General features: G+C 27.3%; 11 protein-coding genes. 10 read left to right on the forward strand and 1 reads right to left on the reverse strand.

Annotation, left to right across the window (positions count from 1 at the left end; translation table 4 throughout):
- Positions 1–122: 122 nt before the first annotated feature.
- Positions 123–2,540, reverse strand: coding sequence for a hypothetical protein (locus tag KQ878_RS03340; RefSeq protein ID WP_216505401.1), 2,418 nt, complete (start codon positions 2,538–2,540; stop codon positions 123–125).
- A gap of 282 nt (positions 2,541–2,822) precedes the next feature.
- On the opposite strand from KQ878_RS03340, the gene KQ878_RS03345 reads away from it, so the two are divergent.
- From KQ878_RS03345 to KQ878_RS03385, 10 genes are all read left to right on the forward strand, one after another.
- Positions 2,823–3,653, forward strand: a complete 831-nt coding sequence (locus tag KQ878_RS03345) for a deoxyribonuclease IV (RefSeq protein WP_216505400.1) — start codon at positions 2,823–2,825, stop codon at positions 3,651–3,653.
- A 122-nt stretch (positions 3,654–3,775) separates the two neighbouring features.
- Positions 3,776–5,680, forward strand: coding sequence for a hypothetical protein (locus KQ878_RS03350; RefSeq protein ID WP_216505399.1), 1,905 nt, complete (start codon positions 3,776–3,778; stop codon positions 5,678–5,680).
- Between the two features lie 7 nt (positions 5,681–5,687).
- Complete coding sequence (locus KQ878_RS03355) at positions 5,688–6,029, forward strand: YbbN family protein (protein WP_216505398.1); 342 nt, start codon at positions 5,688–5,690, stop codon at positions 6,027–6,029.
- Positions 6,029–7,738 (forward strand): GIY-YIG nuclease family protein, encoded by a 1,710-nt coding sequence (locus KQ878_RS03360; protein ID WP_216505397.1) that lies wholly within the window; start codon positions 6,029–6,031, stop codon positions 7,736–7,738. Before KQ878_RS03355 ends, KQ878_RS03360 begins: the two co-directional genes overlap by 1 nt.
- A 9-nt stretch (positions 7,739–7,747) precedes the next feature.
- The gene (locus KQ878_RS03365) at positions 7,748–8,500 is read left to right on the forward strand and encodes a hypothetical protein (protein ID WP_171111931.1); all 753 of its coding nucleotides are present in this window, start codon (positions 7,748–7,750) and stop codon (positions 8,498–8,500) included.
- A gap of 611 nt (positions 8,501–9,111) precedes the next feature.
- Positions 9,112–9,579, forward strand: a complete 468-nt coding sequence (locus tag KQ878_RS03370) for a hypothetical protein (protein ID WP_216567935.1) — start codon at positions 9,112–9,114, stop codon at positions 9,577–9,579.
- Positions 9,580–10,683: 1,104 nt separating this feature from the next.
- Complete coding sequence (locus KQ878_RS03375; RefSeq protein WP_216567936.1) at positions 10,684–11,985, forward strand: ATP-binding protein; 1,302 nt, start codon at positions 10,684–10,686, stop codon at positions 11,983–11,985.
- A gap of 308 nt (positions 11,986–12,293) precedes the next feature.
- Positions 12,294–12,419, forward strand: coding sequence for a hypothetical protein (locus KQ878_RS04235; RefSeq protein ID WP_281492789.1), 126 nt, complete (start codon positions 12,294–12,296; stop codon positions 12,417–12,419).
- Positions 12,391–12,636 (forward strand): hypothetical protein, encoded by a 246-nt coding sequence (locus tag KQ878_RS03380; RefSeq protein WP_216567937.1) that lies wholly within the window; start codon positions 12,391–12,393, stop codon positions 12,634–12,636. Before KQ878_RS04235 ends, KQ878_RS03380 begins: the two co-directional genes overlap by 29 nt.
- Before the next feature lie 14 nt (positions 12,637–12,650).
- A complete protein-coding gene (locus KQ878_RS03385) occupies positions 12,651–12,866 on the forward strand; it encodes a hypothetical protein (protein ID WP_216567938.1) in 216 nt (71 codons plus the stop codon).
- The last annotated feature ends 413 nt before the right edge of the window (positions 12,867–13,279 follow it).

Below are 13,279 nucleotides of genomic sequence, written 5' to 3' on the forward strand. Positions count from 1 at the left end.
TTCTTAATTTTAAAAAAATTTCTAAGCAAATTTGAGATTTAAAATTAATAAAATTAAGTTTTTATCTTATAAGTTTCGATAAAAAAAGCACCTAATTTTTGGGTGCTTTAAATTACACAGTATTATGAGGTTTTAAATCCTTCTAATTTAACAAGTGTTGTAAACGTACTTATTTCGCTGCCTTTAATTCCGATTAAACATTTAAAGAACAAGTGACCAGGTTTTTTTGAATTTGTTCTTAGATCATCATAATCTATTATTTCTCATTCATCAGGCAAACCTTGAACAATAATATTTTGCTTTAATAATTCTTTATTGTCTTTTATTTGTTCTGAAGTGTAATTTTGTATGTCTTTAAATGTAAACTCGACAGTTTTATTTTCGTATAAATTAGTAAAATATAAGTAAAGTTTTGCTTTTTTTGCTTCTGTTTTAACGTTTGATTTATATTTATTAGGAGACATTATTTTAACTCTTACTATTCCGACTCTGTTTTCATCATAAGCGGCTTTCATAGTATTATTAGCAGCAAAACCCTTTTCACAAATAACCATTTTGCCAGTTAAAATCCCATTTTCATTTCTAAAATCAGTAAAAGCAAATGCTGTAAATTGACTGTATTTATTATTCACTAAATATGGACTATTTTTAAAAAATACATTATTTGAAGTTAAATTATTATTTTCATCAAATTTATATGTTTCTCATAAAACTTTGTTCGCAGAATCGCTTAATAAATTATCATATGTTTCTTGATCGTCAACATAAATTATGTCGTTTCCAGGTTTATTAAAATGTTTATAAATTGGTAGAATATTTTTTCCCACTGCTAACGATTTTGGCTCTAGATTTTGAGATTCATTATCAACATAATATTCAGATTTAATTTCAGGTTCATAATTAATATCAACCGTAGCAGTAGGAGCTTCAATATCCTGAATAGTTTGTTTGTTTTTTGCAAGATTGATTTTATTTAATTTATCTACACCCAATTCATCCAAATTAATTTTAATTTTTTTGGTTAATTTTTGGCGTGGTTTTGCTTCGGTTGGAACATAATCTTGGAAGCTTAATGATAGTCCAACATAAAATGTTTTATCGTTAGTTTGCTCGTTTTTTTCAACTGATAAGTTTCCAAATTCATATAGTAAATCATTATTCTTGGCATCTAATCAAAATGACTTATTATTTAGTTTTTGATTCATTGATTTATTGATATAAGTTCTATCTTTGCTGAAAAATGGATTTATAAATTCAATTTTATTTAATTCGTTAGTAAGGTATTCATGTTGTTGTTTTGTGGTCATATTGTAAGGATTTATTCCGCGTTGGAACTCCGGTTTAATCTTCACTTCTTTTTCTACGTAAATAGAATTATTCACAATCGATGACGCTTTAACTGTCACAAACATTTCGTCGTTACTTCTACGAAGGTTTTTTAATTCATATTTATAAACTTTATCATCAGAATTATTCACTACAAAATTGGGTTTATTATTGTAATCAAATATTCCGCTAGACTCTGTTAATTGTGTATTTTGGTCAAATGTTTTAACAACAATATTGTATGCTTTTATATTAGAAAATTTAATTTCTAATTTAGCAATAGAATTTTCCATTTCTGATTTGGCTTTTGCCTCTAGTTCTAATATTCTTGAGCTTTTCTTAAAGTTTTTAATGGTTTTAAACACATTTTTTGGCGACACGATGTCAGTGCCTAAAATTTTCAATTTAAATATTATTGTGTAATCATAATACTGGTCTTCATCGTTTTTTACTGCTTTAAATTCCGCTAATTCATAACCATCGGGTATGCTTTTAACAATTTTATTTTCATCAGCATCACTGAGCAAAACATTCTCAGCATCTGGATAAGTGAATGTAGTATTTTCTTCTGCTTCTGTTAGTTTTTTCATTTTTTCAACAAGTTCATTAGATAATATTTTACCTAATGTTTTCGTGCAAATTTCAGAACTGAAAATGTGATTTCCATCCTTAAAATATTTAGCTAATTTGAAACTAACAACAATGTCATTAGATTGATTAACAGACAACTTAATTTTAGAACTAATCTTGTTACTTCCATCTGAGGATTTGTAAGTTGGATTATCTGGGTTGGCCAATTGAATATTTTTTACTCCAATATCGTTAGTAAATTCGCCGAAATCTAACAACGGGCTATATTTTTCTTGCGTTCAATTAGGGAAAGTTCCTTTTGGAACACTAATGATAACTTTTTTTATTCTGTCATAATAAAAATCGTCTCCTCTAGATACCGATTCATAGAATTCTCCAGAGTTTTCTTTATTTATTTGTAAATTTGTCTCAAAATCTTTAATAAATTTGTCTAATTCATTAGTTTCTCCAGTGGTTTCTCCGTTATTTATTGGTTTGTTTGGTTTGGCAGGTTTATCAGGAGGAATAACTTCTTTTCCTCCATTGATTTGTTTAGGTGTATTACATTGCGCTGAAATAGCAATAGTTGTAACTCCACTTAGTAAACCTAAATTTAATAAAAGTTTCTTAAATTTTAGTTTCATTTTTTTCTCCTTTTTTTATTCCCAAATTTATGTTATCTTTTTTTTTTTTTTTTGGTAGAACCTCGTGTTAAAAGAACAAAAAATATGAAAAAAACATATATTTTGTGGAAATAATATTTTTTATTTGATTTCGATGATCAAACGAGATATTGCTAAGTTAAACAACATTTTTTGAAAAAACGAATAAATAAATAACAAAAACATAGAATAAAGATTAATTATTTATCAATTTCAAACTAATATTTATTGATAAAATAAGGTAAATTAAAAGGAGTAGCAATTATGATTAAATTAGGTTCACACGTTCAGTTTAAAGCTCCAAATTATTTAGTTGATTCAGCCGAAACAAGTATTAATAACGGTGCAAATTGTATGATGATTTATGTTGGTCCACCCCAAAGCACAAAACGAATTTCAAACGAAAAATACAAACTTGATGAATATATTAAACAATACTCAAATATAATAAAACCTGAAGATGTAGTGGTACATGCTCCATACATAATAAATATGGCTTCGCCAGAAAAAGGTGATTTTGCTGTTCAATTTCTAATTGAAGAAATCAAAAGAGTTGACTACATTGGTGCTAAATATCTAGTTTTACACCCGGGTGCACACACAACTTTTGATGTAGATTTTTCTATTCAAACTTTATGTAATAATTTGCAAAAAGTTATAGATGCCACCAAAAACGTGATTATTTGTTTGGAAACAATGTCGGGTAAGGGTACTGAAGTATGTAAAAACTTTGAACAAATAAAATACGTAATAAATAAATTAAATAATGAAAGAATCCAACTATGTCTTGATACATGTCATATTTGAGATGCGGGTTATAATATAAAAAATTATGAAGATTTCAAATCTGAATTAGTTAAATTCGACCTATTAAAACATATTAAAGTTATCCACTTAAATGATTCGTTGAATGGACTTAACTCACATAAAGATCGACACGCAAATATAGATAAAGGGCATATTGGGTTGCAAACATTATCTAGATTTGTTCACGATAAAGATTTCGATAACATACCAATAATTTTAGAAACGCCTTGAACAGACAATGGACCAATCTATGATGTTGAAATCAAAATGCTTTTAGACGCAAAATAGCGTCTTTTTTACTAATATACACATATTACAGTGTAATTAGTAATATAGCATAATCTCATACAATGATTTAAATTATTTACTTATTAATATATAAATATTATTAAATGGTTATAATTTAAATTATGAATATAAATAGAAGCACTTTTAAACCTACTCCAAAACCATATTTTGCAAAATTAGAGCGCAAAACAAAGAATGAAATTATCGCCACCAAAACCTTGAATATCGGTCTTGAATTTTTAAAATTTTTATTATTGATATTGGTTACCACATCATTTGTACTAGTTCAATACAGTGACAGTATATTTGGAAACACAAACGTAAATAGTTTCTTTAAAAAAGCATATCTATATACAATCGGTTTATCCTTTGGGGATTTAATTATCTTTTTTATGGTTGGACTAATAATTTCATTAATTATCAATTGGACTGAAGCTTCTATGAAAAAATATTACTGTTTTTGGTTACGCACTCATTCCAAAGTTGATTATTGAATAATTCGCAAAAGATTAAAAATGTTTGTGTGAATAACTCTTTTAGTTATTGCAATAATTTATCATTGAGTATTGTTATCACAACGAAGTATTTCTAGTTTAACTCTCTACACGACAGATGATATGAAAAATATATTCATACAGGGTTGATATTACTCATTCACTCAAGTTAATAAAGAACTAAATTTGCCTAATGCTACTCATAATATAGGAGTATTCGGGGACACAATTCTTAATGTATTACATTGCCTATGTTTAGGTCCATGAATAATTGCAACATTATTAGTTATATTAGTTTTATTATCATGAATTTATCTATTACTATTAAATCCAAAAGAATATTTTAAATACTTATTGGGCAATAATGATATCTTCAAAGTTCGTAATTATCTTAAGAAACCAAATTCAGTCTTTTATTACACACCTGAAGTGAAACGCTATTTCTCATTTTTACTAGCAGCAGCTAAAACATTGGAAATTAACCCCGATTCATTGAGCTTTAACAAACTTATTAAATTAGTTAAAAAGAATATAGCTGACATAGCTGCAAACCCTTTAACTTCAGAATATTTTGTAAACCCTAACTCAAGTAAAGCAAAAATTGAAACTGATGAAGAAAAATTTGAAAAATTTATAAACGAAAAATTGATAAATCAGCAAATTCAAGATAATATAGAAAATCCAGAAACACTAAATGAAGAAATATATGTTGTTCAATCTGAAAATTCAGCGCAAATTGATACGGGCAACGAAGCAGTAAATCATGACGAAACAGATAATCTTTCACAAAACACAAACACAATTCAACAAACCATGTTAAATGAAATACCTACAACTGAAAATATTACTGATATTAACTTAAATGAAGGTAATTTTACAGAAGTGAATGATACTGGAATAACCAATGACGATTCAACGTATACCATTGTAAATACTACTGAAAATGAAAATTTACAAGAACACGATAGATCATGTATTTTCGATGAAAATAATGACGAACATGAAGAATTAATAATTGATGAAACAATTGAATTAAGAAGTGTTGACACAGACGAATTACAAAACCAAACAGTATTAACTAATATTGATGCAAAAGGAACTACTCAAACAAACTCTATTGAATTAAATATTAATAGTGAAAGCAAAACAGTAAGTGATAACTTAATTAATAATAGCATTGATGCGTCCAAGGTAATAAAGGTAGATAACAAACCTAGTTTTGTATTGCTTGAAGATACAGAAGAATTAAAACAACCCGAAGAAGAATCAACTAAAGAAACAAAAATTGTTGATAAAAAAATAGGTTTTATAACAATTGATACTGCTGAAATAGGAGCCAACACAACTCTAATCTCAAAAATCGATAAAGACGAATTAAACAAAAATAATCGGATTTGAGGACCACAAGAAGGATTTATTTTTGACACTTCAACATTTGAAATGCCATTAACACCTAATGAACAACTCGAAAAAACTCAGCAAATATTACTTGAAGATGAAGATGACGGTACATGAATAAATCCGTTTGAATAGGAATAATATGAAAATAACACCATGAGAAGATGCATTAAAGCTAATAACAAACAAAGAAAACACTAATGTCACTTTCTTTGTTATTTTTACACGCCATCAGGATTGAAATTGTATGGTTATGTCCGAAGAATATAAAATAGTTAGAAAGCATTTTCAAAACGAAAAATCAGTGCAATTTTTACATGTAGATATCGATGAATCAAAATTATTGACTGAAATAAATAGCCCATTCCGTGTGTTGCAGGCCCCAACATTCTTAATAATATTTAATAATAAAGTCAAAAGGTCGGGTAGTGGATATTATCCGAGAGAAATAATGATTGATTTTATAGAAGAAAACTTAGACTAATGACTGAATATTTAAAAAATCGTTTATCAAATGTGCCTAAAGCAGCTGGAATTTATTTATGAAAAGACAAGGATAATCAAATTATTTATGTAGGCAAGGCGAAAAATTTGAATAGAAGAATGCATCAGTACTTTGAAGGTGCAATTAATTCATACAAAACTAATGCTTTAGTTGAACGCATTAGTGATTTTGATTTATTTATTTGTCGAAATGATAAGGAAGCTTTATTACTTGAAAAACAGTATATAGAAAAATATAATCCTGAATATAATATCCTTCTACTCGATGATAAAAGATATCCTTATATAAAAATTGAATTGAAACCTCATGACTTGGATATATCTATAGTCCGCAAGATTAAAAAGAAAGAAAATTCTAACCTTATTTATTTCGGTCCATTTCCGCAGGGATATGGTGCGGGCGTAATCCTTAAATTACTTCAAAGAGAAGCTTTTTTTGAAAACGGTTTACGAATTCAAACTAAAGATATTGAATTCTGAAAACAAAAATTCAATCATATTAAATCAATCATTACTTTTCAACAGAAATATATTGCGCAGTTAAAAGAAAAAATGTTTGCCGCAAGCGCCAATCTTCAATTTGAAATAGCATTAGATATTAAAAACTCTTTACAATATTTAGACAAAATCGGGCAGGATCAAATTATTGAATTAAAAAAATTTCAAAACATCGATGTCTTCTGTTACAAAATAGTTCAAGACACACTATACGCAACAATATTATTTTATAGACATGGAAACTTAATTGGAAAAGACAATATTGTTATAGATATGTATATTGATGAATTCGAAACATTGTCAATTTTTTTCAGAAAATATTATTTGAATAAACATGTTCCAGAATCTATTGTGGTCAATCCCGAATTGGAGCAGTTTAATCTAGAGAATGAGTGTTCGTTGAATTTTACATATCCAAAAATTGGCAACTATAAAAAAATACTGAATATAGCTCAGTTAAACTTAGACGAATTTTGTGCTAATCAAAACAAATATTTTATTAACGCCGAGAAAAAAGCATTTAACATGCTTAAATTACTATCTAAATATACAGATGGCCAAATTCCGCACAACATTGTTGCATTCGATAATTCAAACTTCGCCAATACTAATCCTGTTGGAGTTGCTGTTGTTTACACAAATGGACTTAAAAATAAATTCTACTATCGAAAATTCAACCACACGGAAATTTCGAGTCGTCAAGCGGATGTAGAATACATGAAATTAAGTGTCCATAAATATTTTCAAGACTTAAAGAATAATGTATTGCCTGATTTAATAATTGTTGATGGCGGATTAGCTCAAATTCACGAAGCAAAAAAAATTCTATTTGATATGAATCTAGATATTAACGTGATTGGATTAGTCAAAAACGATTATCACAGAACATCAAAATTAATTGATTTACAAGAACAAATAAGATCAATCCAACCACTAGATTTGAAAAATTTCTTAACGGAAATTCAAGTCGAAGTTGATAGATTCGCTAAATCCCATCACAGAAAAAGAGCAAAAATTTCATCTTTAGAAGGTAAATTACAGAGAATTAAAGGTTTAGGCCCAAATTATGAAAATAAATTGTTAAAATATTTTAAGACATATAACAATATTTATAACGCGCCTATTGAGGAACTGGAAAAAGTTGTTCCCAAAAATATTGCATTAAAAATATTTAACAAAGAATATTTATAAGGAGACAACATGCCAATTAATTTTTTCTCATTCGAAGTTTCATCATATTTGAACCTTTTTTTAATTGCATTAGTCATTTGACCGATAATCTACCAGTTAATTTTATGGCGTTTTTTCTTGAAAAAATTTTCTTTTTTCAAGAAAAACGAACTAATTACTCACTCATTAAGAAAATCTAAAATCAAAAATTTAATTCATTATGCGATAGTTGGTGTTGTTGGTCTGGCGGCCACATCAATACTTTATTTAATCGGTTCGTTATTTCTAGAATCTGAAGAATTTTGAATCAAAAATAAAATGAGCGTTATAGCTGCAATAATATTTACGGCCGCAACATCAATTATTGGTTTAGTAACAATGGGAATTTTAATTTCACAAATGAAAATTAATCACAAAATTGATTGAAATAGTATTAAAAATATATCAATTGAAAAGGATTTAAATTTCAATAATTCAGATTTCCAAATTAGATGATTAGATCCAATAACAAAACAATATGAGGAAGCGAATCAGAAAGTTTTGAATGTCGAATGAAAAAAAGATTTTAATTTTTATCATTCGATGAGTATCAAGAAAAATATCTCCTTCAATGTATTGAATCATTATTTGGCTAAAGCTGATTGTTTTTATTTCTACGGAATAAATGCGCCCGAAAAAAATATTGAGTTTATTTGTTCGGCTGTTGTTAACCAGTTAATTCAAGAAGGTCTTTATGAAAATCTAGATTCTGCTATTGATGATCTTTCAAAAAAAATATATTAAATACCTTAGGTGTGCCTAAGGTCCTCAATTCAAAGTTCAAGCGTACACAAAAAGATAAATTTGGTTGTGTGTAGCTTGAACTTTTTAATATAAAAACGAACCCTACAAACAATGAAAAAAGCACATGTGTATTATTATCTAATCAATAGATAAAAACATTTTAAATAAAAAAGTTTGCATATTTAAATTCATTTAAACCGCGTATCAGAGTTAACTAACAATATCTGGGTGGCTAGATAACTTGAAATACTTTTGTTTTTTAATATAATTGATTTGCAAAAAAAGAAAGCACATAAGGGGGAAAAATGTATGAAATTTTATACACATCATTATACATATCAATGTTTATTATATATATAGTCGTACCCATTATTGTTCTGCTGTTTAATTCAATAATTCTCAATACGCTGCATAAAAGCACTTATTTAAAATCGCGAAAAAATAGAATGAAATTTTATCTATCTTTTTCAACAATTTGATTCGTCTGGATGCTTATACTATTTATAATAAGTTTAACCTATACAATACAAAAGTTCAGTTTCTATTCGAATTTTAAAATTTGGAAATCAGATATTTACAATTGATTAAAAAAATTTGACATTTTTTTAGATTTGGTAAATATATTTAGTTTTATAGGATTTATAATAATCATTCCCTTATTTATTTTTAATATCTTATATTGAGCAAAATTAAAAAACAAAAGACTATTATATTTTGAATATGAAGAACTAATTAATTTTAACGATGAAGAATATAATATTGATTTTCTTAAAATGAATGTAAAAATAACCAGAAGAAAAAGAATTGTTACAACAACACAAGAAACATTGGAGAAATTAAAAAGAATACCTAAAATATTGCCAAGAAAATTGTTAATTATGGATATAGTGTTTTGTTGTATTGGTTATTCTCTTTCATATACAGATGAAGATTTCGAATCAGATGAAATTCAGTTTCAATTTATGATGATGAATTATATTAAACAGCTTAAAATGAATTTTGGTTTTTCTGATGATGAGATTGAAAAAGCATACTATAAATTTATGATAAAAGATAAAAATAAAAAAGATGCAAAATAACGAATATACTCTATTAACAGAGTAATTCGTTATTTTTTAATCCAATAAATAGCCAAAATTCAATGATTATTAAATTAATAAAATTCAAAAGTAAAGGAATAAACTAGGATAAAAAAAATAGACTCGAATTTAAAGATTTTTGGTGTTTTTTGTATCCATTTTACAGGAAAGAAAATAGCCATTTATGGGAAAACACTCACAAACTAAAATTAAAAGAAATTTTTGTATTTTATAAGCAATATTTAAGAACAGTAAAAGAAAATTTTTTCAGTATCTACTGTTAGAAATATTAGAAATAAGTTTAAGCAACATAATTCAGGTATGAGCATAGAATATAACACGGGTAAATCACCTAAAAAAGTAAAGGTTCAGGGACACCTAAAAAAATAGATATAGAAGCAAAAAAATTAAACAAGAGATATGGTTTTAGAGTAAATATTAAGCAGATTATTGATATTTGGTGAATTAAAAAACAACATATTATTATCGTTAAAAAAACCAAAACTAATAAGGAAATAAAACATATACGATATGAAGATCAAATTAGACAAGTTTTCTATGATTGTAAAGGCAGATATAGAAGGGGAGACTTTCACTTCTTTTTAAAAAAATAACAGTCTAACTAGCTGAATACTAAATATTTTTTTGGCTCTTACTTAATGGTAGGTGTTTTTTTATGCCAAAATCCAAAGAAAGGAGAGCTTATAGCTAAAAGAATAAAGGCATTACGGTTGAAATTGGTGGGGATACTACTGGTCTTTATAAAGCCTTAAAAGGCGTTAACTCTTCAATAAGACAAACTCAGACCACTCTTATTCCTACTTAGGTGTGTAGAACTAGGGATATCAATAAAGGAATTGAATTTGGTAACGATAGGAATGGTGCTAGATATATGGACAGAAAAAGCAATGATGGAGTAAAATAAAGCAAAGTTGCAGGTTCAAGCTGAATTTGATAAGTTTTAGCATGCATTTTAATAAAAGTAGTAAATACGCATTTATTTTAAAAGTAATCATCGAAAATTTTGATTGAGAATGCTATAATATTGTAAATAGATTTAATAAAAATGCGTATTTACAATATATTATTAAAGGAGAGTGTAGAGTGGAAGTACAAAGACCAAGATATTTAAATCAACTTATCGATAAAAAAGATAATGGAAGAGTAAAAATTATTACAGGTATTAGAAGATGTGGAAAGTCTTATCTTTTATTTGAACTATATAGGAAGTACTTACTTTCCAGTGGAGTGCGTGAAGATCAAATTATAATGATTGCACTTGATAGTCTAAAAAATATCAAGTATAGAAATCCAATAGAATTAGATGATTATTTAAGAGATAAAATTCAAGATGATGGACTTAAACATTATATTTTTATCGATGAAATCCAATTTGTAGAAGAAATTTATAATCCATATTTAGAAGGTACTGACTCAAAGGTAAACTTTGTTGATTTGGTACTTGGACTTATGAAAATTCCGAATGTAGATGTATATATTACAGGCAGTAATTCAAAGATGCTTTCATCAGATGTGCTAACGCAGTTTAGAGATCGTGGCGATGAAATAAGAGTATATCCATTTTCGTTTGCAGAATTTTATTCATGTTATGAAAGAGACAAGGGAAAGGCTTTTGATGAATTCTGCCTGTACGGTGGAATGCCAATGTCTGTGCAACTTAAAAGTCATGAAAAAAAGAGCGAGTATTTGAAGAATGTTTTTACAAGTACTTATATTAAAGATGTAATGGAGCGCAATAAAGTTCTTAAAGATGCATCTATAATGGATGATTTGTTGGATATTATATCTTCATCTATTGGTTCTTTATCCAATCCAACTAAACTGGCTAATACTTTCATGTCAGAGAAGAATATAAAGATATCCCAGTTTACGGTAAGCAATTACTTGGACTACTTTATAGATGCCTTTTTAATTGAAAAAGTCAGAAGATATGATGTAAAAGGGAGAAAATATATATCAGCCCCGTATAAATACTATTTTTCAGATATTGGACTTAGAAATGCAAGGTTAAATTTCAGACAGAATGAGCAGTCACATATTATGGAGAATATAATATATAATGAACTTCGCATGAGGGGGTTAAATGTAGATGTTGGTGTTGTGGAATATAACTATAAAGATGAAAATAGAAAAACGATTAGAAAAAATTTAGAAGTAGACTTTATAATCAATAGAGGAAGTAATAGATATTATATTCAATCGGCGCTTAATGTTGATACAAGAGAAAAACAAATACAAGAAACGGAATCCTTAAGAAGAACAGGAGATTCATTTAAGAAAGTTGTTATAGTTAGAAACAAAATAGTGCCTAGATTTGATAACGATGGAATTTTATATATTGGAGTAGAGGATTTTCTCTTGGATGAAACAGCACTGGATTTATAGAAATAGCATCGTTAGATTTAATAAAAATGCATATTTACTCGATGATTTTAAATAAATGACAGTCTAACTAGCTGAATATTAAATATTTTTTTGCACTTACTTAATAGTAGGTGCTTTTTTCATGCCTATTTTAGGAAGGAGGTGGACAAGTAGTAAACAGAATAAAAGGTATTACCGTTGAGATTGGTGGAGATACAACAGGTCTTGATAAAGCCTTAAAAGGCGTTAACTCTTCAATAAGACAAACGCAGGCTTCTCTTCGTGATTTTAATCGTCTGCTTAAGCTCGATCCTAGAAATAGTGAACTTTTGGCACAAAAGCAAAAACTACTCCAAAATGAACTAAAAGGAACTAAGGAAAAACTAGAAGCCTTAAAAGAAGCAGATAAACAAGCAAAAATACAACTTGAAAAAGGAGAAGCTAGGTGAAGATAAATATGATGCTCTTCAAAGAGAGATAGTAGAAACTGAGAACAAACTAAAAGAGCTTGAAAAAGAAGCAAGTGTTGCAAGTAGTTCATTAACTAAAATATCTGATACCGGAGCTAAACTTAAGACTGTTGGAAAAGGCATAGAGTCGGCTGGTAAAAAGATGTTAGATTTATCTGCAGGAGTTTTAGCTGTTGGTGGTGCATCAGCAAAATGAGTATAGACTTTAAAAATGCAATGGCAAAAGCAAATGCCAAAGGCGATACCACAAAAATTCAACTTAAAACATTAGAAAATCAGATAATAGATTTATCTAATCAAACAGGTATTAGTTCTATCGGATGGTGTTTCTTCCGATTTTCTTTTTTGTTTTTCAAAATATTTAATCAAGAAAAAAAACAAGACCTCTTTTTTGTGGTCTTGCGTTTTTTTATATTAAAAAGTATTTTTTAATTTTATTAATCAGTTATTTATATCTAATAGAAAGTAATTTTAAGAATTTTATTAAAAAGTTTTTCAGTAATTCGGATTTTGATTTTTGTTTGTGCCTCTTAATTCATTGTTTACGTTGTTTTGTATGAATTAATTCAAAATTAAACATATACAAAATTTTAAAATTCTTTTAACTCACATTTTTTTATATCTAATGCTACTAAAATGGTTTGTAAATAAATATTTAGCATTTTGTATCTTTAAATTATTTTATATAGTCATTTATTTCACCTTGCATTTATCGTCGCTAATTAAAATATATTCCCAAAGTGCACTCATTTTAATATAATTTTAATTAGCTAAAAAATAGCTGATGTATTAATAAGGAGAAAATATGAACAAAGAATTAATCTTAAATGATTATATTAATAAAA

It is taken from the genome of Mycoplasma zalophidermidis (assembly GCF_018913985.1).
GTDB classification, from domain to species: domain Bacteria; phylum Bacillota_I; class Bacilli_A; order Mycoplasmatales; family Metamycoplasmataceae; genus Mycoplasmopsis; species Mycoplasmopsis zalophidermidis.